The sequence below is a fragment of the Agrococcus sp. BE272 genome (assembly GCF_031457935.1).
GTDB classification, from domain to species: Bacteria; Actinomycetota; Actinomycetes; order Actinomycetales; family Microbacteriaceae; genus Agrococcus; species Agrococcus sediminis.
Genome location: NZ_JAVDXL010000001.1, coordinates 168,604 through 189,967, shown reverse-complemented (window position 1 = coordinate 189,967; position 21,364 = coordinate 168,604). Strand labels below are relative to the sequence as shown.

Below are 21,364 nucleotides of genomic sequence, written 5' to 3'. Positions count from 1 at the left end.
GGGTCAGTCGAAGAGCGTCTCCCCGACGAACCCGCCGGGCTCGCAGCCCGGCGGCACCGCGAACACCGCGGAGCCGATCGGCGTCGTCCACAGGTTGAGCAGGTCGAGATCGGCCAGTCGCTGCTGGACGGGCACGAACTGCCGCAGCGGATCGGCCTGGAAGGCGACGAACGCGAGCGCGGGGTCGCCGTCGTCGACGTTCCACGAGCGCCGCAGCATCCGGTCCTCGGGGGCTGCGGCGCGGGCTCGCCGCACGTGCGCGCCCGGCTGCACCGTCGGCAGGCCGAGCTCCCCGCGGTGCTCCAGATCCACGTCGTCGCGCTCCCGGCCGCCGGTGATCGGCGCGCCGTCGCCCAGCCGCCTCCCGACGGCGAGCTCGCGGCTCCGCCGGTCCACCGCATCCCACGCCCCGAGGTCGAGGCGGATGCGCCGCACCACCATCGCCGTGCCGCCGGCGAGCGGCCCGTCGGCGATCCACACCGCCCGCTCGAGGTCGGGGTCGCCCGGCCGCAGGTTCGCGCTCTCGTCGACCTGGCCGAAGAGGTTGCGCATCGGGGTCCCCTCGGTGGCCGACCCGTGCGCCCGCCGGAAGCCGTCCATCCGCCAGCGCGGCGTGGCGAACGCGCGCGCGGTGCGCTCGAGCACGCGGCGCGCGTGCGCGAGCGCCATCGGGTCGTCGGAGCACAGCTGCAGCAGCACATCGCCGTCCGAGCGCGCGGGCTCGAGCCGGTCGATCGAGAACGCCGGCAGCGGAGCGAGCCACGCCGGCCGGGCGGCCGGCGCGATGCGCTCCACCGCGCCGGCGCCGAGCCCCACGGTGACGGTCAGCGCGGCGGGGCGCTCGCCGAGCTCGGGCTCGAGATCGGCGAGCACCGGCCGGCCTGCCATCAGCTGCGCGCCGTCGTCGCTCAGCAGCCGCAGCAGGCGCCGCATCGCGTCGCGGTCGACGCCGGCGCGGAGGTCGAGCGCGACGAGGCTCGCATGCGCCGGAGGAGGCGTGATGACGCCCGGCTGGTGCGGTCCGTGGAACGGGATGGTCGTGGAGCCGTGCGGTGGGTCGTCGACGGCGCCCAGGGCACGGGTGCCCAGCGCGCCGGCGCCGAGGCCGACGGCGCCGGCCCCCAGCGCCGCGCCCGCCCCGATGAGGAGCGAGCGACGGCTCACGAGTCCCGGGCGGTCGGGCTCGGATGCGGTCGGCGCCATCAGTGGTCGCTCCCGGCGTGCTCCTCGTCCGAGCCGTGGTCCGACGGGTCGCCGGACGGTGCGTAGTCCTCGTCGCCGGCAGCGGCCTCGCGGACGACGAAGTCGACCGACTCGGTCGAGCCGTCGGCGAACGCGAGCTCGATCGCGACCTCGTCGCCCGGCTCCATGGTCGAGCGCAGCTCGAGCAGCATGATGTGCAGGCCCCCGGGGGCGAGCTCGACGGGCTCGGCGGCGGGCAGGTCGATCGCGTCGACCGGAGTCATCCCGCCGTCGACGGTGTCGTGCAGCTCCGCCCTGGAGGCTGCCGTGCTCGACGCGCCGACGAGCCGGGCATCGGCATCGGCGGTGAGCTCGGCGAACGCGCCCGTCATGCCGCCGTCGGTCGCCCTGATCCATCCTCGGGCGACCTCGACCGCGTCGGCCTGGGTGGCGCCCTCAACGGGCGCGCCGGGCTGCGCGGCGCAGCCGGTCAGGAGCGCGACGGCGGCGGCGAGCGCGAGCGCGCCGCGGCGGGCGGAGCGGGGCGGCACGACGGGCGTCGCGGGGAGGGAGGTCTGGAAGGTGGTGGTGGATGCGCGCATGCGCTGCTCTTCTCTGTGCGGTGCGCCGGTCGGCGCGGCCTCTGCGGCGCGCCGACGGCACGGTGCGGTGGCGCACGCCGGTGGACGGGCGCGCCGGGTGGCCGAGCGAGGTTGCTCGCTCGGCAAGGGGTCGTCGGACGACGACGAGCCGCCGCGGCTGCGTCGCAGCGTCGCGGTCGGCGGAGGGCTCGACGCTCGCTAGGCGGGCGGGGCGCGCGAGCGAGCGCGGCGGCGGGGCGCCGTCGCCGGTGCGACGGCGAGCGCCGGCACGGCGAGCCGCACGGGGGCGGCGAGCTCGGTGGCGACGAGGACGGCGCGGGCGAGCCAGCGGTCGACGAGCCCGCGCCCGGCTGCCGCAAGGCGCGCGGCGCCGCGGAGGTAGGCGATCGTCGCCAGCGCGGCGATGAGGTGGAGCGCGGTCATGCCGGCATCCGCTGCCGAGGCTGCCGACGCTCCCGGTGCGACGACGCTCAGCGTCGCTGCGGCACCGTGGACGTGCTCGCCGGGAGCCGCGCTGCCTGTGGGCACGCCGAGCACGAACAGCGCGTGGAAGAGCGCCTGGCTGACGCCGACGCCGAGCGCCGTGCGCAGCAGCGGCAGCCGCCTCCCGACGAGGGCGACGGCGGCGGGCAGGGCGAGGATCCAGGGCACCGCGACGCCGAGCGGTCCCGGCATGGCGCCGCCCGCGGCGACGTGCGCGAGGAGCGCCGCGAAGGTCGCGAGCGAGGCGGTCGCACCGCCGCGCCAGAGCCGCGCGCCCCCGCTGGTCTGCATGCCTCCATCCTGCCGCATCGCCCACGCATCCGCGGGCCGGTCGAGCGTCGGGGGCATGGCGGAGCGGCCGTCGGCGGTGCTCTACCGTGGTGGCATGCGCTGGTCGATCGTGATCCCCGTCAAGGGCTCGGTCGGCAAGTCGCGCCTCGACGCGGGCGACGCCCGCGCGGCGCTCGCGATCGCCTTCGCGCGCGACGCCATCGCCGCCGCGCGCGCGTGCGACGCCGTCGACCTCGTGGTCGTCGTCAGCTGCGACCCGCAGGTGACCGACGGGCTCGACGGCATCCAGGTCGTCGACGACCCGTGCACGGGCCTCCACGCCGCGATCGCCGCCGGCCTCGCGACGCTCGACCCGGCCGCGCCCGCCGCGGTGCTGCTCGGCGACCTGCCCGCGCTCACCGCCGACGAGCTCGGCGCCGCGCTCGCGCTCGCAGCGGGGGAGCACCGCTCGTTCGTGCCCGACGCGATCGCCATGGGCACGACGATGCTCGCGGCGACGCGGGCGGATGCGCTCCGGCCGCGCTTCGGGCCGGGCTCGGCCGAGCTGCACCGCGACGCGGGGCACGTGGCGCTGCCGGTCGCACCGGGCTCGGGGCTGCGCCTCGACGTCGACGAGCTCGCCGACCTGCACGCGGCCGTCGACGTCGGCGTCGGCGCGCACACGCGCGCGGTGCTGCAGCAGGCGTCGCTCTCGGCGTAGCCGCTCCGCGCCGCGGCCCCGCTGGTCGAGCCGCGCGGCCGCTCTAGCCCCCGCCTCGCTGGTCGAGCCGCGCGGCCGCCGGAGGCGGCTGCGCGAGTCGAGACCACCCTCTCGCCGGCGTGCGCCATGGTCTCGACTCGGGCCGTGCCCTGCGGGCGCGGCCCGGCTCGACCAGCGAGGGCTCAGCCCGCGAGGCGCGCCGCGAGCGCGAGCGCGTCCGCCGCCACCTGCTGGGCGGGCGCGCCGGGGGTCAGCAGCAGAGGCCTCGCCTCCGCGACGATGCCGAGCTCCGCGAGCCGCGGGACGGCCGCCGCATCCTGCTCGGCCACGAGCCAGCCGTCGAGCAGCCCGTCATCGGACCGTGCCCCGTAGTGCGCGGCGACCGCCGCCGCATCCGTCTCGACGCCGATGGTGGCGAGGCACGCCGCCGCCATGCCGCGGAGCGCCTGCCCGCCGATGATGGGCGAGACCCCCACGACCGGCGCCCGCGCCGTCTCGATCGCGTCGCGCACGCCCGGGATGCCGACGATCGTCCCGATCGAGACGACCGGGTTCGACGGCGCGACGAGCAGCACGTCGGCCTCGGCGATCGCCGCCCGCGCGGCGTGCGAGATGCGCGAGCGCTCGAGGCCGTGCTGCACGAAGCGGCGCGCCGGCAGCTGCGCCCTCGTGCGCACCCACCACTCCTCGAAGTGCAGCACGCCCTCGTCGGTCACGACGTGCGTGGGCACCTCGTCGTTCGTGACCGGCAGCAGCGTCGCGCCGATCGGCCAGCGGGCCGCGAGCCGCGCGGTCGCCTCGGTGAGGTCGGCGCCGTCGCGCAGCAGCGCCGTGCGCGCGAGGTGGGTGCCGAGGTCGAGGTCGCCGAGCGTGAACCACGGCCAGCCCACCCCGTAGGCGGCGAGCTCGCCGGCGACGCGCTCGCTCTCGCCCGCGCGGCCCCAGCCCCGCTCGACGTCGCCGACGCCCGCGAGCGCGTAGAGGAGCGAGTCGAGGTCGGGGCAGACCTTCACGCCCGAGAGCCACATGTCGTCGCCGACGTTCGCGACGATCGTGATCTCGGCCGCGTCGCCGTGCGCGGCCCGCGCGGCGTCGCGCAGCCCGAGCGCGAAGCGCGCCCCGCCGACGCCGCCGGCCAGCACCGTGATCCTCACGGCTCCATCCTGCGGTAGCGGATCGCCACCCCGCCAGGGGCGGCGTCGATCTCGGCCTCCACGCCGTAGACGGCACGGATGCGCTCGGGCGTGAGCACCGCATCCGGCACCCCCTCCGCCACCACCCGGCCGCGGTCGACGAGCACCACGCGGTCGGCGTGCGTCGCCGCGAGCGCGAGGTCGTGCACGGTCATCACGACCGGGCGGTCGGCGGCGAGCCGCCGCACGAGCTGCAGCAGCTCGAGCTGCCAGGCGACGTCGAGGTGGTTCGTCGGCTCGTCGAGCAGCAGCAGGCGCGGCTGCTGCGCGAGCGCGCGGGCCACGTGCACGCGCTGCAGCTCGCCGCCCGAGAGCTCGCCGAGCGGCCGATCGGCGAGCCCGGCGGCGCCGGCGTCGGCGAGGGCCGCCTCGACGAGCCGCTCGTCGCCGAGCGAGAAGCCGAGCATGCGGTGGTGCGGCGTGCGGCCGAGCCGCACCGCCTCGCGCGCCGTCAACTGCGGCACCGCATCCGCCGTCTGCTCGACGAGCGCGACGCGGCGGGCGCGCTCGCGAGGCGGGAGTGCGCCGGGGCCCGCGAGCGCGGCGCCGTCGAGCAGCACGGCGCCCTCGCGCTGCGAGCGCTCGGGGAGCACCCCCGCGATCGCGCGGAGCATCGTCGACTTGCCCGCGCCGTTCGGGCCGACGAGCGCGGTGATGGCGCCCGCGGGCGCGTGCCAGGAGGCCGCGTCGACGAGCGCGCGGCCGCGCACGGCGACCGTCAGCCCGCGCACCGCGAGGCCCGCCGTCGCCGCCGTCGCGCCGCCCGCCGCCGCGGCGCTCACGTGCGCACCCGCCCGGTGAGCATGAGCGCGGCGAAGACGGGCGCGCCGAGCAGCGCCGTGACGATGCCCACCGGCAGCTCGCGCGGGTCGAACGCGGCGCGCGCGACGGTGTCGGCGACGAGCAGCACGATCGCGCCGGCGAGCCCCGACGCGGGCAGCAGCAGCGCGTGCGAGGCGCCCACGACGAGCCGCACCGCGTGCGGCACGACGAGCCCGACGAAGCCGATCGCGCCCGAGACCGACACGAGCACGCCGGTCACGAGCGCGCACGCGACGAGCAGCGCCCAGCGGGTGCGCCGCGCGTCGACGCCGAGCGCGCCCGCCGCGATGTCGCCGAGCGCGAGCGCGTCGAGCAGCCGCCCGCTCACGAGCAGCGGCAGCGCGAGCGCCGCCCCCACGAGCGCGATTGCGGCGGTCTGCCACGTCGAGGCGGCGAGCGAGCCGAGCAGCCACGCGAGGATCTCGCGGAACGCGTCGCCGTCGGCGCGCCAGAAGATCACGAGGCTCACGAGGGCGCCGGCGGCGGATGCGACCACGACGCCCGCGAGCACGGTGCGGGTGGGCGTCGCCCCGCCCGCGGCCCCGGCGAGCCCGAGCGTCGCGAGCAGCGCGAGCAGCGCGCCGGCGAACGCCGCGACCGGCAGCACGGCCGCGAGACCGGCGACGAGCACGAGCACGGCGCCGACCGAGGCTCCCGAGGAGACGCCCAGCAGGTAGGGGTCGGCGAGCGGGTTGCGCACGAGCGCCTGCATGACGGCGCCGACGATCGCGAGCCCGGCGCCGACGGCGCACGCCGCGACGATCCGGGGCAGGCGCAGGTCGACGACGATCGCGTCGCCGACCGCGTCGAGCGGGCTCGAGCCGATGCCGACGCGCGCGCCCACCGCGGCGAGCGCGTCGGCCGGGGCGACGCCGGCGGCGCCGATCGACGCGGCACCGAGCGCGAGCGCGAGCAGCAGCGCGGCGAGCAGCGGCAGCGCCACGAGGCGCCGCCCGCGTCGCGGCGCGGGCCCGGCCGCCTGCGCGGCCGCGGCGCGGCGCGGTGCCGTGCGGGTCATCCGAGCCCCATCTCCCGGGCCGCCTCGACGACCGCGTCGACCGCCGCGACGGAGCCGACGCCGGCCTCGGCCATCGGGAAGGGCACGACGACGAAGCGCTCCTCGCGCACCGCCTCGAGCTGCGCCGTCGCCGGATTGGCGCGCAGGCGCTCGACCTTCGACGCGGCCGTGTGCCACGCCGCGTCGACGAGCACGATGACGTCGGGGTCGCTCGCGGCGAGCGCCTCCCACGACATGGTCGTCCACGCCTCGTCGACGTCGGCGGCCACGTTCGTCAGCCCCGCCGACTCGAGCACGAGCTGCGGCGCGCCCGTGCCCCCGCCGACGTACGGGGCGTCCTCGCCGGAGGAGTACCAGAGCGCGGTCGCGCCGCCGTCGAGCGGCTCGATCGCCTCGAGCGCGGCGCGCTGCTCGTCCGCGAGCGCCTCGCCCGCCTCCGGCACGCCGAGCACCGCGCCCGCGTCGGCGAGCTCGCCGAGCAGCGCATCCCAGTCGAGCGGCGCGACGTCGACCGAGCGGCACGCGGCGGGGGAGACCCACGTCGTCACGCCGAGCTCGGCGAGCGTGGCGCGGTCGCCGGCCGCCTCGGGGGCGAAGGCCGACTCCCAGCCCGCCACCACCGCATCCGGCTCGAGCGCCAGCAGCGCCTCGCGCGACGGCATCCCCTCGATCGTGGGCGCGTCGGCGCCCTCGAGCGGCCCGTCGAGGAACGCCGTCGACACGAGCGCGTCGCCGAGCCCGAGCGCGACCACGAGCTCGGCCGCCGTCGACTTCACCGCGACGATGCGCTCGGCCGGCTGCGCCATCGGCGCGACGGCGACGCCGCAGTCGTCGATCGTCGCGGCCGCGGCGGCGCTCCCGCTCGCGCTCGCCGACGGCGCCGCCGGCTGCGCGGCGCAGCCCGCGAGCAGCGACAGCCCGACGAGGGCGGCGGCGGCAGAGGCGGCGCGGGCGGCCGTCGGGCGGCGCGTCGAGCGGCGGGGCAGAGCGGGCATCGGGTCTCCTGGGCATGCTGGCGCGAACGGTGTGCAGGGTCCGCGCGCGGAGATGATGCCCGGCGCAGCCTCGAGTGTACGCCCGGGATACGGTGGCGAGGCGGCCACGGCGGCCGGCGCACCGAGGAGGATCATGTCCGAGCACCAGCTCCACCCGGCCGACGGCGACCGCGCGCGCGAGCTCGACCGCCTCATCCTCCACTCCTGGTCGAAGCACGGCTCGACCAACCCGTTCACCGTCGCGCGCGGCGACGGCGTGCGGCTCTGGGACCACGACGGGCGCGAGTACCTCGACTTCTCGAGCCAGCTCGTCAACACCAACATCGGCCACGCGCACCCGCGGGTCGTCGAGGCCATCCAGCGCCAGGCGGCCGAGCTCGCCACCGTCGCCCCCGCCACCACGAACCTGCGCCGCGGCGAGGCGGCCGAGCGCATCCTCTCGACGATCGATGGCCTCGCGGCGGTCTTCTTCACGAACGGTGGGGCGGATGCGGTCGAGAACGCGATCCGGATGGCGCGCGTGCACACGGGCCGCACCAAGGTGCTCTCGCACTACCGGTCGTACCACGGCAACACCGGCGCCGCGATCAACGCGACCGGCGACCACCGCCGCCTCGGCAACGAGTTCGCGCTCGGCCACGTGCACTGCTTCGGGCCGTTCCTCTACCGCTCGGAGTTCTGGGCGACGAGCGAGGAGGAGGAGGGCGAGCGGGCGCTGCAGCACGCGCGCCGCGTGCTCGAGTCGGAGGGCCCGGAGACGTTCGCCGCGATCCTCGTCGAGCCTGTGCCCGGCACCGCCGGCATCCTCGTGCCGCCGCCCGGCTACCTCCAGGGGCTCCGCGAGCTCGCCGACCGCCACGGCATCGTGCTCATCCTCGACGAGGTGATGGCGGGCTTCGGCCGCACGGGGCACTGGTTCGCGCACCAGCACGACGGCGTGCGGCCCGACCTCGTCACCTTCGCGAAGGGCGTGAACTCGGGCTACGTGCCGGTCGGCGGCGTCATCATCGCCGAGCACATCCTCGACACCTTCCGCGAGCGGCCCATCCCCGGCGGCCTCACCTATGCGGGCCACCCGCTCGCCGCCGCCTCGATCGTCGCCACGATCGACGCGATGGTCGACGAGCGGATCGTCGAGCGCGCCGCCCACCTCGGCGCCGACGTGCTCGGCCCGGGCCTGCGCGCGCTCGCCGAGCGGCACCCGGTCATCGGCGAGGTGCGGGGCCGCGGCTGCTTCTGGGCCCTCGACCTCGTGGCCGACCGCGGCACCCGCGAGCCCGTCGACGCATCCGTCGTCGCGCGGTTGAAGTCCCTGCTGCTCGAGCGCGGGTACGTGCCGTTCACCGCCGACAACCGCATCCACGTGACGCCGCCGCTCGTGATGGGCGACGACGACGCGCGTGCGGGCCTCGGGATCCTCGACGAGGCGCTCGCGGCGCTCGGCTCGCCCTGACCCTCGTCCGTCGACCGGCTCCTGCGCTGCCGACCGGGTGGTCCGGTCGTGCACGCGGCTGACCGGTCGACGGACGCAGCTCCGCAGCGTGCGGCTGGCAGACTGGCCCGCATGAGCATCCACCTGCTGGGCGGCGGCTGGGCCGACGACGAGTCGCGCTGGACCGGCCGCTTCGTCGCCGAGGCCCGCGAGCGCGCCGAGGGCGCCCCCGTCATCGTCTGCGTGCTGTGGGCGAAGACCGAGTCGGAGGGCGCCGGCTGGCACGACGACTACGTCGACGACCTGACGAAGCTCGGCGCCGGCGAGGTGCGCATCGTGCAGCTGAGCCCCGAGCGGCAGCTGCAGCCGACCGACCTCGGCAACGCCGAGGGCATCTTCGTCGGCGGCGGGCTCACGCCCGGCTACCACGCCGCGATCATGCCGGCGGCCGACACGATCCGCGGCCTCGTCGCATCCGGCGTGCCCTACGCGGGCTTCTCGGCCGGCGCGATGATCGCCGGCGACGTGGCGCTGCTCGGCGGCTGGCGCATCGGCGGCGTGCCGGTGTGCGCCGAGACGAGCGGCGAGGGCCTCGACGAGGTGACGCTCGACGCGGGCCTCGGCCTCGTCGACCTCGTCGTCGACGTGCACGCCGCGCAGTACGGAACGCTCTCGCGGGCCGTCGCGATCGTGCACGCGGGGCTCGCCGAGCGGGTGGTGGCGATCGACGAGAACACCTCGCTCATCGTCGGCTCCGGCGGGCTGCAGGTCGCGGGCGACGGCTCCGTCTGGACCGCCGACCGCGCCGGCGACAGCGACCGCGTCGCCGTCGGCGTGCTGGCCGCATGACGGCGCGGCCGCTCGCCGAGCTCATCGACCCGGGGTGGGCGGATGCGCTCGCGGGCGTCGAGGAGGTCGTGCACGGGCTCGGCGACCGGCTGCGCGCGGAGGCTGCCGAGGGGCGGCCGTGGCTGCCCGCGGGCGACGCGGTGCTGCGCGCGTTCGCGCAGCCGATGGACGACGTCAAGGTGCTCATCGTCGGCCAGGACCCGTACCCGACGCCGGGGCACCCGATCGGGCTGGCGTTCGCGGTCGAGCGGCACGTGCGCCCGCTGCCGCGCTCGCTGCAGAACATCTACCGCGAGCTCCGCGACGACCTGGGCCACGAGCCGGCCGCCCACGGCGACCTGACCGCGTGGAGCGAGCAGGGCGTGCTGCTGCTCAACCGCGTGCTCACGGTCGGCGCGGGCGCGCCCGCCTCGCACCGGGGGTGGGGCTGGGAGCAGGTGACCGAGGCCGCGATCCGCGCGCTCGTCGCCCGCCGGCGCCCCGACGGCTCGCGCGCGCCACTCGTCGCGATCCTGTGGGGTGCGCAGGCGCAGTCGCTCGCACCCCTGCTCGACGACGTGCCGACGATCGCCTCCCCGCACCCGTCGCCGCTGAGCGCGAGCCGCGGCTTCTTCGGCTCGCGGCCCTTCTCGCGCGCCGATGCCGCGCTCGCGGCGCAGGGTGCGGCGCCGGTCGACTGGCGCATCCCGGCCGAGGCCGAGGCGGCCGGCTGATGCTGCCCGAGGAGTACGAGCGCCGCCGCCGCCTGCCCCGCCACCTGCGCGACCCCGAGCACCGCGACCCCGACTTCGCCTTCCGCATCCGGCCCGCCGAGGCGGCCGACCTGCCTGCGATCCGCGACATCTACCGCCACTTCGTGCTCAACTCGACGGTCACCTTCGACGAGCGGCCGAAGACGCTCGGCCAGTGGCGGCGCACGCTGCGGGAGGCGGGCGAGCTGCGGCTGCCGTTCCTCGTGGCTGAGAGCGCGACCGGCACGGTGCTCGGCTACGCGCTGACGCAGCCGTGGAAGCAGCGCAGCGCCTACCGCTACACGGTCGAGTCGTCGGTCTACCTCGCGCCGGCCGCCGCCGGCCGCGGCCTCGGCCGCGCGCTCATGGAGGCGCTCATCGAGGCGACGCGCGAGCGCGGCGTGCGCGAGATGATCGCGGTGATCGCCGATCAGGGGGCGGATGCGTCGATCGCGCTGCACGAGCGGCTCGGCTTCGAGGAGATCGGGCGGATGGGCCGCGTCGGCGTGAAGTTCGGGCGGGAGCTCGGGATCGTGCTGCTGCAGAAGTCGTTGCGCAAGCGGCGCTGAGGGTAGCCGCAGGGTTCCGTAACAGCGATTGCGAACGCCGGTCGCCGCGGTGGATGCTGACGCTGAGCGGCGGTGCACCACCGCTGCAGGAAGGTCGTCGCCATGGCCGTCGCGCAGCATCGAGCCCCCACCGTCTTCGCCGTGCCGACCGGGTGGGCGGTCGCCGCCGCACTCGGCGCGGGCGTGCTCATCGGCGTCCTGCTCGGGGTGCTGTTCTCGCCCGACGCGCAGGGCCTCCAGGTCGGCGTCACGTACGGCGCGATCCTCGGGCTGCCCGCGGCGGTCGCCGTGGTCTTCTCGCGCCGGTCGATGCAGCAGGGCACCCAGCTGTGGATGCTCGGCCTCGTCGCGGTGGCCTCGGTCGCGATCATGGCGGCGCTGCTGTTCGCGCTCTCGCAGCTGAGCCTCGCGATGGCGCCGGCCGGCCTCGTGCTCGGCGCCGCGACCGCGATCGTGGCGCTGCTGGTCGGGCTCTGGACGGCGCACCGGAGCGCGTAGGCGCGGCGGGGACCGCGCCCGCCGCGCCCGCACGCGCCTCGCCCGCGGGCATGGCCGCGCCACAGCGGCGCGCGGGAGACTGAGCGCACCATGCACCGCACCCTCGTCTGGCTCGCCGCGCTCGTGCTGGCGCTGCCGCCGCTCGTCATCGCCGCGAGCTGGGCGGTGCTCGCGCCGGAGCTGCCGAGCCGCATCGCGACCCACTGGTCCGACGCGGGGGTCGCCGACGGCGTCTCGGAGACGACGCCGATGGGCATCGGGCTGCTCGCCGCGACCGGGGCGATGCTCGTCGCGGCGCTCGTGCTCGCGGCGCTGCGCATCGACGACGGGGCGCGCGCCGTGGTGCTCTCGATCATGGCCGGCGTCAGCGCCATGCTCGCGGCCGCCTGGGTGATCTCGGCGGTGACGACGATCGAGGCCGGCAGCGCCGAGCAGGCGGTGCTCGGGCCGTGGCTCGCGCTGCTCGTGGGCTCGGTGCTGCTGCTCGTGGTGCCGTGGCTCATCCACCCGCGCGGCGAGATGCGCGTGCGCGACACCGATCCGCCGCTGCCGCTCGAGCCGACCGACGCCGAGCGGTGGAGCGCCGACGCGCAGTCGCCCGCGCTCGCCCTGCTCGGCATCGCGCTGCTCGTCGGCGGCGTGCTGGCAGCGCTGCTGCTGCCGCTCGGCGACGGCCCGGTGGCGCGGGTGCTGCTCGCGCTCGTGCTGCTGCTCGCGGCCGCGGTGGTGATCGGCATCGCCCGCATCCGCGTCGTCGTCGACGCCGACGGCCTGCGCGTGCGCAGCGCCCTGCTCGGCTTCCCGCTGCGGCGCATCCCGACCGCGCGCATCCGCGTCGCCGAGGCGCGGCTCGTCGAGCCGCTGCACTGGGGCGGATGGGGCTACCGGGGCCTGCCGGGGCACGTGGCGGTCGTGCTGCGGCGCGGCCCGGGCATCGTCGTCACCACGCGCGAGGGCGCGCGCTTCGCCGTCACCGTCGACGGCGCCCAGGTGGGCGCGGCGGTGCTGGCCGGCGTCGTCGCCCGGCATCGCGCGGAGGAGCGCGAGACCGACGACGGTCGGTGGGCGCAGCCCGAGCCGTGAGCGTCGGCGCGCCGTGTCGGTGCGCGGTGCCACGATGGAGGGCATGACGGAGTTCGAGGCCTGGCGGGCGTCGCGGGAGCAGGCAGACGTGAGCGCAGCGGCGGCGGCTGCGGCCGACGACGTGCGCGCGACGGTCACCGACCTCGGCCCCGGCTTCTGGATGGTGTCGGTCGCGGGCGCCACGCGCGGCTTCATCACGCAGATCGAGGTGAAGGGCGAGGTGCGCTTCGAGGCGCGCCTGCGGCACGTGAATCCCGGCCAGGGCACGCGCATCGGCGAGTACTGGGAGATCGAGAAGGCGGTGCTCGCGATCCTCGCCGAGCCGTCGCGGGTCGTCGGGCGCGACCCGTTCCGCGAGCTGACGAACTACGCGACCCGCGACGAGATGCGCGAGCGCACCGAGCGCAGGCGCCTGCAGCGCCGCGCGGGCCGGTACTTCGGGTGAGCGCGCTCCACGAGCAGGGCGCCCTCGACCTCTGGCGCCTCCTCCACGCGCGCGACGTGAGCGCCGTCGAGGTCGCGCAGCACTTCCTCGAGCGCATCGAGCGCGTCGACGACGCGCACGCCTTCGTCCACGTCGACGCCGAGCTCGCGCTCGCTCGCGCCCGAGCCGTCGACGACGCCGACGACCGCACCGGGCTCATCCACGGCCTGCCGTTCGCCGACAAGGACCTCACGCAGCGCGCCGGGCAGCCGGCGACCTTCGCGAGCCGCTGGATGGCCGGCAACGTCGCCGACGCGACCGATCCCGTCGCGCAGGTGCTCGACGACGCGGGCGGCGTCACGCTCGGCCGCACCGCCGCGCCCGAGCTGGGCTTCGCCGGCTACACCCGCTCGGCGCTGCACGGGGCGACGACGCTGCCCGGCCACCCCGGGCTCCACGCGGGCGGCTCCTCGGGCGGCGCCGCGGCGGCCGTCGCGCAGGGGCTGCTGCCGTTCGCGCCCGGCTCCGACGGCGGCGGCTCCATCCGCATCCCGGCCGCCACGTGCGGCCTCGTGGGGCTGAAGCCCACCCGCGGCCGCATCCCCGCGCAGGGCGGCGTCGGCACGATCGGCGGGCTCGTCACCGCCGGCGCGATCGCGCGCTCGGTCATCGACGTCGCGCTGCTGACCGACGCGCTCATCGGCCGCGTCAACGGGGTCGCGCCGCACGGGCTCACGCTCCGCGCGCCCGAGCGCGACGACGGCTCGCTGCTCGCCGCGGCGGTGCGCGGCCAGGGGCGCTACCGCATCGCGGTCATGACCGGCGGCACGCCCTGGGACGAGACCGACGACATCCGCATCTCGCCCGAGGCCACGGCCGCCGTCGACGCGACCGTCGCGGCGCTGACCGCCTTCGGGCACGAGGTGGGCGAGGTGGCGCTGCCGGATGCGTCGGGGTACCCCGAGGCCTTCACGGCGCTCTGGCGAGGCGGTGCGGCGGCAGCGCCCATCGCGCGCGAGCGCCGGCACCTGCTCGAGCCGCTCGCGCGCTGGATCGTCGAGACGAGCGACGGCCTCACCGCCGGCGGGCTCGCGCGGGCCCAGCTGTGGGCGACCGCCTTCGAGCGGCGCGTCCTGGCCGCGTTCGCGCCGTGGGACGCCGTGCTCACGCCGGCGACGGCGCTCACGCCGCGGCCCCTCGACTGGTACCCGGAGGACGGCGAGGCCGACTTCCGGCACCAGGTGCTCCACACGCCGCACACGTCGTTCGTCAACGTGACGGGGCTGCCGGCGATCGCGCTGCCGGTGCACCGCACCGCCGAGGGGCTGCCGATGGGCGTGCAGCTGATCGGCAGGCCGGGGGAGGAGGCGACGCTGCTCGCCATCGGCCGCCAGCTCGAGCGGCGCATCCCCTGGACGCAGCGCGTCGTCGACGCGATGCGGCCCTAGGCCGGGGGCTCGCCCGGGCGGCCGCCTGTGCGCCCGGCGGCGCGCACGCCAGCCCGTCGCGCGGGCTTCGGCAGGTAGCCGCCCTTCACGAGGTCCGCCTCGATCTCGAAGCGGTTGCGCAGCCCGTCCTGGCCGGCGGCGAGGTACATGGGGATGAACCACAGCCCGTAGCGCTCCCACTGGCGCCGGTGCACGTCCTCGTGCTCGAGGATCTCGGGTGAGAGGGCGCTGCGCGTGAGGAAGGTCGCGCCGATGGTGGTGCCGCCTCGGCCGAAGGCCCAAGTCGGCAGCCCCGAGATGACGGTCAGCTCGCCGACCTGCCGCTCCTCGCCGCCGAGCAGCCGGCCCCAGACGCGCGCCGCCCGCGTCGCGAAGCGGTGCCCGGCACGTGCCACCGGCGGCGCCGTGAGCGCCCGGAGCGCGGGCCCGGAGGCCGAGCGGCCGAGGGCGCCGATCGCGGTGCCGACCGCGCGGAGCGGGCCCGGTCGCGAATCTGCCATGCGGCCGACGATAGCGCCCGGATACGCTGGGTGCATGCGCCAGGAGCCGTACGGCCACACCCCTGGGACGCCCCTCAGGATCGCGATCGTGTCGATGCACACGTCGCCGGCCGACCGCCCGGGGAAGGGCGACGCGGGCGGGCTGAACGTGCTCGTGCTCGAGAGCGCGATGGCGCTCGCCGGCCGCGGCAACCACGTCGACGTCTTCACCCGCTCGGTCGGCGCCCCGCACGCGCACTCGCTCGCGCCCGGCGTCACGCTCTACGCGCTCGAGACGGGCGGCGGCATCGTGCGCAAGCACGAGCTGCCCAACCTCGCCGACGCCTTCGGCGACCAGCTGCAGCGCGCGGCGCTCGCGGCGACCGACCCGTACGACGTGATCCACGCGCACTACTGGCTCTCCGGCCTCGCGGCGCTGCCCGTCTCGCTCGCGCTCGGCATCCCGATCGTGCAGACGTTCCACACGCTCGCCGAGGAGAAGAACCGCCGCCTCGCCGACGGCGACCGGCCCGAGCCCGAGCGCCGCGTCCTCACCGAGCGGTACCTCGCGAGCGAGGTCGACGCGATCGCGGCCGTCTCGCGCGCCGAGATCGACGTGCTGTGCGACGGCGTCGGCGCGCCGGCCGAGCGCGTCTGGCTCGTGCCGCCCGCGGTCGACACGACCGTCTTCCACCCGGCGCCCGTCTCGTCGCGCGAGGCGGTGCGCGCGCGGCTCGGGGTGCGCGCCGACGACGGGCTCGTCGTGTGCGTCGGCCGCGTGCAGGCGGCGAAGGGCCAGGACCTCGCGGTGCGGATGCTGCCGCACCTGCCGGGCACGGTGCTCGTGCTCGCGGGCGACGCGACACCCGGCTCGGAGCGCTACCTCGAGTCGCTGCACGACCTCGCGCGCGAGCTCGGCGTCGCCGACCGCGTCCGTCACATCGGCAGCCTCGAGCGGCCGGCGCTCGCGCAGCTGCTCGACGCGGCCGACGTCGTCGTGGTGCCCAGCCGCACGGAGTCGTTCGGCCTCGTGCCGCTCGAGGCCGCCGCCAGCGGCACCCCGGTCGTCGCCGCGCGCGTGGGGGGCCTCATGGAGTCGGTCATCGACGGCGAGACGGGCGTGCTCGTCGACGGGCGCGACCCGGCCGAGTGGGCGGAGGCGGTGGGCGCGATCCTCGACGACGTCGACCTGCAGCTCGAGTTCGGCCTCGCCGGCCGCCGCGCCGCGAGCCGTCGCGACTGGCAGGACGTCGCGCACGAGCTCGAGGACGTCTACCGCGCGACCGCGGCGGCGCGGGCGCTGTAGGCGGCCCGGGCGCTGCAGCCGGCCCGCGCACTCGCCGCCCGGCGTCAGCTCCCCTCGAACGCGACGGGTGTCCCCGTCAGGTACGATTCCGCGGCGCGCCGCGCATCGCCGGTCGCCGCGAGCCGCTGCACGGCGGGCAGGAGCCCGGCCACCGCATCCGCCGTCTGCGGCTGCGCCGCCCGGGCGGCGGCGAGCGTCGCCTGCACGGCGAGCGGCGCCTGCGCCGCGACGCGCTCGGCGAGCGCGAGCGCGCGCTCGAGCTCGGTGCCGTGCGGCACGATCTCCTGCACGAGCCCGATCCGCAGCGCCTCGGCGGCGTCGAAGCGGTCGCCGGTGAGCATCCAGCGCATGGCGTCGCCCCAGCCGAGCCGCGGGAAGCGCACCGTCGCGCCGCCGAAGGGCATGATGCCTCGCGCCACCTCGAGCTGCGCGAAGACCGTCGAGTCGGCGGCCACGACCACGTCGCTCGCGAGCGCGAGCTCGATGCCGAGCGTGAAGCACGTGCCCTGCACCGCGAGCACGACGGGCTTCGACACCGGCCGCGTCTGCAGGCCCCACGGGTCGAGCCCGCCCTCGGGCACGAGCTCCGGCCTTCCGGTCGCGATCCGAGGCGCGATGTCGGCGAGGTCGAGGCCGGCGGTGAAGTGGTCGCCCGCGGCCGAGACGACGCCGACCCGCAGCGCCGGGTCGCGGTCGAGCTCGCCGTACGCGAGCGCGAGCTCGTGCAGCATGCGCTGGTCGGCGGCGTTGCGCTTGCCGACCCGGTCGAGCCGGATGTGGAGGATGGGTCCGCGCCGCTCGAGGGCGACGCGCGGTGTCGTGTCGGTCACGCCGTCAACCTAGCCCGGGCAGGCGAGGAGGGGGCGGACGGTCGTCCGCCCCCTCCAAGGCCGTGCGCGCGAGCGCGCGATCAGCGGTCGACGACCTCCGCCTCGACGTGGTCGCCTGCGCTCTGCGAGCCGCCCTGCGAGCCGCCGAGCGCCGCGTTGGCGCCGGAGCCCAGCTGCCCCTGCGCGCCGCCGTGCTTGAGCGCGGCGAGGCGCGCCTCGATCTCGGTCTCGCGGCCGACGTCCTCGAGCGCCTCGAACTGCGCGTCGAGCGTCGAGGCGGCGAGCTCCTGCTGGCCCATGACCTTGGCCTCCTCGCGACGGATCTTCTCCTCGAATCGGCCGATCTCGCTCGTGGGGTCGAGGATGTCGATCGACTTCACCGCGTCGTGCACCTGCGACTGCGCGTCGGCGACCTTGGCGCGCGCGATCAGCTCGGAGCGCTTCGACTTCAGCTGGTCGAGCTTGCCCTTCATCGTCTCGAGGCCGGTCTTCAGCTTGTCGACGACCTCGTTCTGCGACTGGATCGACGGCTCGGCCGCGCGGGCCTCCGACTCCGACTGCATCTGCTTGCCGATGGCAACCTTGGCGAGGTTGTCGAACTTCGCGGCGTCGGCCGGGTGTTCGGCGCGCATCTCGTCGGCGCGCTGCGAGGCGGCGAGCGCCTTGCGGCCCCAGTCCTCGGCGGCGCGCACGTCCTCCTGGTAGTCCTGCTCCTGCAGGCGCAGGTTGCCGATGGTCTGGGCGATGGCGGCCTCGGCCTCGGCGATCGAGTTCGTGTAGTCGCGAACCATCTGGTCGAGCATCTTCTCGGGGTCCTCGGCCTGGTCGAGGAGCGCGTTGATGTTGGCCTTCGCGAGCTGCGCGATGCGGCCGAGGATGGACTGCTTGGACATGGTGTTCCTTCCTGCGGGTGCCGCCGGAGCGGCCGGTCGTCGTGTGATGGACAGTGGTGTGGGATGCGCTGCGAGGCCCGGGCGGGCCGGCGTCAGTCGCCGAAGGAGCCGCCTCCGCCGCCGAAGCCGCCGCCTCCGCCGCCGAAGCCGCCCCCGAAGAAGCCGCCGCCTCCGCCGCCGAACGAGCCGCCGCCGCCGGAGAAGAGGTCGCCGAGGCCCCCGCCCCCGCCGCCGCCGGAGCCGCCCGCGAAGGGGTCGCTGTACTGGCCGGGCGCGGCGCCGCCGCCGTGGCCGCCGCCCGAGAGCATGTCGCCGAGGATGTAGCCGAGCAGGCCGCCCGTGAGCATGTCCTGCCCGCGCCCGCCCTGGCGGTAGTAGGGGTTGCGGGGCTGGCCGCCCCAGCCGCCGACGTCGCCCGAGGCGTCCTGCATCGCCTGCTCGGCGTGCTCGGAGGCCGCCTGCGCGTACTGCGCGGCCGTGTGCGGGTCGGCCTCGCGGAGCCGCAGCGCCTGCGCGAGCTCCTGCTGCGCGGTCGAGAGCAGCTGGCGCGCGTGCATGCCGACGCCGATGCGGCGGGTGTGGATGAAGTCCTCGGCGCGGTCGATGTTGGCGCGCGCCGACTCGATCCAGCGATCCAGCGTCATCTGCTGCCGCTGCACCTGCGCGCCGCCCTCGCGCAGCTGGCCGGCCGCCTCGTCGAGGCGCTGGTTGGCGCGCTGCAGGTTGCTCAGCACGGTGAGCGTGTCGGTGGGGCGCCGCTGGGCGATGGCCACCTGCTCCTCGACGTGGTGGATGAGCGGGGCCAGGTCGATCGTCGACGTGCTGCGGAGCGTCTTGGCCGCCGCGATGTCGCCGATGGAGTCCTGCACGAGCTCGCCGAGCTGCTGCCTCGAGTGCTCGAGGTCGCGCTCGGCGCGCTCGACGGCGGCGAGCAGCCCGGAGGCCTGCGCGAGGGCAGCCTCAGCGGCGTGCACGGCGAGCGCGGCGTTGGCGCCGTTGCCAGCCTGCACGGCGTCGCGGCCGGCCGCGAGCGACTGGTCGATGTTGGGCAGCTGCCGCTCGGCGCCGGCGATGTTCTCGCGCACGGGGTCGATCGAGGCGCCCGAGTGCAGGTCGTCGAGCCGGTCGAGGATCTGCCGCGCGCTCGCGATGCGGCCGTCCAGCGCCTGCCGCGACTGCGCGACCGTCTCGAGCACCTGGGGTGCGTTCTGCTCGAGGTTGCGCAGCTGCTCGAAGGAGGTGGCGTGGCTCGCGAGCTCGCGGCCCGCGCCCTCGGTGATCTGCAGGATGCGGCTCGACCAGTCGTGGCGCTCCTGGTCGCTGTCGGGGAAGGCGTCGTCGAGCTGCTGCTGCAGCCCGAAGGCCTCGGCGAGCCCGCCCTTGGCCTTCTCGAGCGCCTGCCGGTAGGGCGCGACGGCCTCCTCGCCGAACTGCGCGTTCGCGAACGCGAGCTCCTGCTCGCTCTGCTGCACCGTGTCGTCGAGCTGCACGAGCGCGATGTCGGCGCGCTGCTTGAGCTCCTCGAGGCTCAGCTGCTGCTGCTGCACGGCGGCCTGCTCGCCGCGGCGCTTGCGGTTCGCGCGCACGCCGCGCGTGATCGCCCACGCGCCGCCGCCGACGACGGCCGCGCCGCCGACGAGCGCGACGACCGGCCAGATGGCCGAGCCGTCGACGTTCACGTCGGTGCCCCCGTCGCCGCCGCCCTCGTTCGCGGCGATCTGGTCGCTGAACTGCGTGATGCCGCCGGCGAAGTCGCCCGAGTTGAGGGCCGGCAGCAGCACGCCCTGCAGCGCGTCGTTCACCTGGGAGGTGTCGCGCGGGAAGCCGTTCGCGACCGAGTAGGCGTACTGGCCGTCGTCGACCGCGATCGCGAGCAGCATCGACGACTGGTCGAGGCCGCTCTGCTCGGCGCTCGTGTTGGCCCACTCGTCGCGCGCCATGCCGTCGAAGGAGTCGACGAAGACCGCGTACACGTCGGCGTCGCTCTCGGCGTTGTTGCGCTCGAGGTGCTCGGCGATCTCGGCGGCGTCGGCCGAGAGCTGCCCGGTCGTGTCGACGAAGACGTCGCCGCCCAGGTCGACGGGCGCCTCGGTGGCGAGCGAGCCGGCAGAGAGCCCCAGGAGCCCGGCGGCACCGAGTGCCACCACCGCGAACGGGCGGACGATCCGGACCTGCATCTGCGCTCCCTTGCGGCCGGCCTGTCGGGCTGCCGACTCGGCGCGAGTCTAGCCAGCGGATCTGGCCGCGAGCCTGGGAGATCGCGCCGACGGTGGCGCTCTCAGCGAACGTCCTCCCAGGGCTCGCCCACGACCGCGACCGGCGCCGACCCGTCGACCGCGACGAGCGCGACGGGGGAGGGGGCGGATGGCGTCCCGGGCCCGCACGCGTCGGCCGGGAGCACGCCGGTGGTCACCCCGAGCACTCCCGCGGCGCCGCCCGCCAGGCGCGCGTCCTGCTCGGTGGTGCCGGCCGTCGCCCGCGCGACACCGCCGTCGACGACGAGCGCGTCGACGTCGACGAAGGTCGCGACGGCGGCCGTGAGCCCCGCGCCCCGCGCCTCGACCCGACCCGGGGGCACCACCGACGCATCCGCCGGGTCCTCGAGGAACCGGAGCGCCAGGCCGATGTCGCCGGCGCGCGTGAGGCCGCACAGCCCGATCGGCGCCGACTCCTCGGCTCCGGCACCGCTGTCGCCGCCCTCGACCGGCGCGCCCTCGGTCTCGGCGCTCGGCTGCGCCGCCTCGGGCGCCGTGCCGCCGTCGTCGCCCTCGCTGAGCACCGACGAGTCGCTCGAGGGCGACAGCGGCGTCAGCCCCGGCGTCACGAACGGCGCGACGATGAGCACGCCGGCGCCGGTCGCGGCGGCCGTCAGCGCCGCGACCTTGGGCCGGCGCCGCCGCTTCGCGCCGTCGATCGCGGCGGCCGCGTCGAGCCTCGCGCGCGGCGCGGGGATCTCCTGCAGCCGCCGCCGCAGCTCCTCGTCGCTCACGGCCTGCCCCTCTCGTCGCGCTGCCCGCGCTCCTGCTCGCGCTCGAGCATCCCGCGCAGCTTGCCGAGCGCATCCGACAGGTAGCGCTTCACCGCGCCCGCCGAGATGCCGAGCTCCGCGGCGACCTGCTCGACCGTGCGGTCCTCGTCGTAGCGCAGCACGACGCACGCGCGCTCGCGCGGCGTGAGCCGCTGCAGCCGGTGCGCCATGTCGAGCCGCTCTCCGGTGAGCGTCGAGCCCGAGTCGACCCGCTCGCGATCGACGACGAGCGGCGCGATCCGCCGCCACCGCTGGCCGCGCCGGGCGCGGTCGAGGAACCGGTTCGCGATCGCGCGCCGCACGTAGGCCTCGGCCTGCTCGACCTCGAAGCCGTTGCGCAGCCGGCCGAAGGTCGCCGTCAGGGCGTCCTGCACCATGTCGCGGGCCTCCTCCTCGTCACCGGTCAGGAGCATCGCGTAGCGCACGAGCGCCTCGCCGCGCTGGGCGACGAGCTCGGCGACGACCAGCTCCCAGCCGGCTGCCACGCGAGTCTCCCTCTGCTCTCTAG

At 76.6% G+C, this 21,364-nt stretch carries 23 protein-coding genes; 10 read left to right on the top strand and 13 right to left on the bottom strand.

Features of this window, described 5'->3' with window-relative positions; all coding sequences use genetic code 11:
• Positions 1 to 3: 3 nt before the first annotated feature.
• The 3 genes from J2X49_RS00915 to J2X49_RS00905 all read right to left on the bottom strand — a co-directional run bounded on the left by J2X49_RS00915 (position 4) and on the right by J2X49_RS00905 (position 2,558).
• Positions 4 to 1,203 (bottom strand): Dyp-type peroxidase, encoded by a 1,200-nt coding sequence (locus J2X49_RS00915; RefSeq protein ID WP_310121387.1) that lies wholly within the window; start codon positions 1,201 to 1,203, stop codon positions 4 to 6.
• Positions 1,203 to 1,784 (bottom strand): copper chaperone PCu(A)C, encoded by a 582-nt coding sequence (locus J2X49_RS00910; RefSeq protein ID WP_310121384.1) that lies wholly within the window; start codon positions 1,782 to 1,784, stop codon positions 1,203 to 1,205. The genes J2X49_RS00915 and J2X49_RS00910 overlap by 1 nt, the downstream gene beginning before the upstream one ends.
• A 198-nt stretch (positions 1,785 to 1,982) precedes the next feature.
• Positions 1,983 to 2,558, bottom strand: coding sequence for a hypothetical protein (locus J2X49_RS00905; protein WP_310121381.1), 576 nt, complete (start codon positions 2,556 to 2,558; stop codon positions 1,983 to 1,985).
• A gap of 94 nt (positions 2,559 to 2,652) precedes the next feature.
• On the opposite strand from J2X49_RS00905, the gene cofC reads away from it, so the two are divergent.
• Positions 2,653 to 3,258, top strand: coding sequence for a 2-phospho-L-lactate guanylyltransferase (cofC, locus tag J2X49_RS00900; protein WP_310121378.1), 606 nt, complete (start codon positions 2,653 to 2,655; stop codon positions 3,256 to 3,258).
• 182 nt (positions 3,259 to 3,440) lie between these two features.
• Here the strand turns inward: cofC and cofD are convergent, their stop codons facing one another.
• The 4 genes from cofD to J2X49_RS00880 are packed head-to-tail and all read right to left on the bottom strand — an operon-like array spanning position 3,441 to position 7,286.
• Positions 3,441 to 4,412: a 2-phospho-L-lactate transferase gene (gene cofD / locus J2X49_RS00895; protein WP_310121377.1), complete on the bottom strand. Its 972-nt coding sequence runs from the start codon at positions 4,410 to 4,412 to the stop codon at positions 3,441 to 3,443.
• The gene (locus J2X49_RS00890) at positions 4,409 to 5,233 is read right to left on the bottom strand and encodes an ABC transporter ATP-binding protein (RefSeq protein ID WP_310121374.1); all 825 of its coding nucleotides are present in this window, start codon (positions 5,231 to 5,233) and stop codon (positions 4,409 to 4,411) included. Before J2X49_RS00890 ends, cofD begins: the two co-directional genes overlap by 4 nt.
• Complete coding sequence (locus J2X49_RS00885; protein WP_310121371.1) at positions 5,230 to 6,291, bottom strand: iron chelate uptake ABC transporter family permease subunit; 1,062 nt, start codon at positions 6,289 to 6,291, stop codon at positions 5,230 to 5,232. Before J2X49_RS00885 ends, J2X49_RS00890 begins: the two co-directional genes overlap by 4 nt.
• Positions 6,288 to 7,286 (bottom strand): ABC transporter substrate-binding protein, encoded by a 999-nt coding sequence (locus J2X49_RS00880; protein WP_310121368.1) that lies wholly within the window; start codon positions 7,284 to 7,286, stop codon positions 6,288 to 6,290. The genes J2X49_RS00885 and J2X49_RS00880 overlap by 4 nt, the downstream gene beginning before the upstream one ends.
• Positions 7,287 to 7,419: 133 nt before the next feature.
• Between J2X49_RS00880 and J2X49_RS00875 the strand changes: the two genes are divergently transcribed.
• The 8 genes from J2X49_RS00875 (at position 7,420) to J2X49_RS00840 (ending at position 14,320) form a co-directional block, all read left to right on the top strand.
• A complete protein-coding gene (locus J2X49_RS00875; RefSeq protein ID WP_310121365.1) occupies positions 7,420 to 8,739 on the top strand; it encodes an aspartate aminotransferase family protein in 1,320 nt (439 codons plus the stop codon).
• A 111-nt stretch (positions 8,740 to 8,850) separates the two neighbouring features.
• On the top strand, positions 8,851 to 9,567 hold the full coding sequence (locus J2X49_RS00870; RefSeq protein WP_310121362.1) for a Type 1 glutamine amidotransferase-like domain-containing protein: 717 nt from the start codon (positions 8,851 to 8,853) through the stop codon (positions 9,565 to 9,567).
• Positions 9,564 to 10,280 (top strand): uracil-DNA glycosylase, encoded by a 717-nt coding sequence (locus tag J2X49_RS00865; RefSeq protein WP_310121360.1) that lies wholly within the window; start codon positions 9,564 to 9,566, stop codon positions 10,278 to 10,280. The genes J2X49_RS00870 and J2X49_RS00865 overlap by 4 nt, the downstream gene beginning before the upstream one ends.
• The gene (locus J2X49_RS00860) at positions 10,280 to 10,867 is read left to right on the top strand and encodes an N-acetyltransferase family protein (protein ID WP_310121359.1); all 588 of its coding nucleotides are present in this window, start codon (positions 10,280 to 10,282) and stop codon (positions 10,865 to 10,867) included. Before J2X49_RS00865 ends, J2X49_RS00860 begins: the two co-directional genes overlap by 1 nt.
• Before the next feature lie 102 nt (positions 10,868 to 10,969).
• Complete coding sequence (locus tag J2X49_RS00855) at positions 10,970 to 11,365, top strand: hypothetical protein (protein WP_128190568.1); 396 nt, start codon at positions 10,970 to 10,972, stop codon at positions 11,363 to 11,365.
• A gap of 90 nt (positions 11,366 to 11,455) precedes the next feature.
• A complete protein-coding gene (locus tag J2X49_RS00850) occupies positions 11,456 to 12,448 on the top strand; it encodes a hypothetical protein (protein ID WP_310121357.1) in 993 nt (330 codons plus the stop codon).
• 43 nt (positions 12,449 to 12,491) lie between these two features.
• Positions 12,492 to 12,893, top strand: coding sequence for a hypothetical protein (locus J2X49_RS00845; RefSeq protein WP_128189015.1), 402 nt, complete (start codon positions 12,492 to 12,494; stop codon positions 12,891 to 12,893).
• Positions 12,890 to 14,320: an amidase gene (locus J2X49_RS00840; RefSeq protein WP_310121352.1), complete on the top strand. Its 1,431-nt coding sequence runs from the start codon at positions 12,890 to 12,892 to the stop codon at positions 14,318 to 14,320. The genes J2X49_RS00845 and J2X49_RS00840 overlap by 4 nt, the downstream gene beginning before the upstream one ends.
• Here the strand turns inward: J2X49_RS00840 and J2X49_RS00835 are convergent.
• Positions 14,317 to 14,820, bottom strand: coding sequence for a hypothetical protein (locus J2X49_RS00835; protein WP_310121349.1), 504 nt, complete (start codon positions 14,818 to 14,820; stop codon positions 14,317 to 14,319). The two genes, J2X49_RS00840 and J2X49_RS00835, sit on opposite strands and share 4 nt — an antisense overlap.
• Before the next feature lie 34 nt (positions 14,821 to 14,854).
• On the opposite strand from J2X49_RS00835, the gene J2X49_RS00830 reads away from it, so the two are divergent.
• The gene (locus J2X49_RS00830) at positions 14,855 to 16,105 is read left to right on the top strand and encodes a glycosyltransferase (RefSeq protein ID WP_310121346.1); all 1,251 of its coding nucleotides are present in this window, start codon (positions 14,855 to 14,857) and stop codon (positions 16,103 to 16,105) included.
• Between the two features lie 44 nt (positions 16,106 to 16,149).
• Here the strand turns inward: J2X49_RS00830 and J2X49_RS00825 are convergent, their stop codons facing one another.
• From J2X49_RS00825 to J2X49_RS00805, 5 genes are all read right to left on the bottom strand, one after another.
• On the bottom strand, positions 16,150 to 16,935 hold the full coding sequence (locus tag J2X49_RS00825; protein WP_310121344.1) for a crotonase/enoyl-CoA hydratase family protein: 786 nt from the start codon (positions 16,933 to 16,935) through the stop codon (positions 16,150 to 16,152).
• A gap of 80 nt (positions 16,936 to 17,015) precedes the next feature.
• Positions 17,016 to 17,828: a PspA/IM30 family protein gene (locus J2X49_RS00820; RefSeq protein WP_310121341.1), complete on the bottom strand. Its 813-nt coding sequence runs from the start codon at positions 17,826 to 17,828 to the stop codon at positions 17,016 to 17,018.
• 92 nt (positions 17,829 to 17,920) lie between these two features.
• On the bottom strand, positions 17,921 to 20,005 hold the full coding sequence (locus J2X49_RS00815) for a TPM domain-containing protein (RefSeq protein ID WP_310121337.1): 2,085 nt from the start codon (positions 20,003 to 20,005) through the stop codon (positions 17,921 to 17,923).
• 101 nt (positions 20,006 to 20,106) lie between these two features.
• The gene (locus tag J2X49_RS00810) at positions 20,107 to 20,817 is read right to left on the bottom strand and encodes a hypothetical protein (RefSeq protein WP_310121334.1); all 711 of its coding nucleotides are present in this window, start codon (positions 20,815 to 20,817) and stop codon (positions 20,107 to 20,109) included.
• Positions 20,814 to 21,341 carry a sigma-70 family RNA polymerase sigma factor gene (locus J2X49_RS00805; RefSeq protein WP_225792802.1) on the bottom strand — a complete coding sequence of 176 codons (528 nt, stop codon included), beginning with the start codon at positions 21,339 to 21,341 and terminating at the stop codon, positions 20,814 to 20,816. Before J2X49_RS00805 ends, J2X49_RS00810 begins: the two co-directional genes overlap by 4 nt.
• Between the last annotated feature and the right edge of the window lie 23 nt (positions 21,342 to 21,364).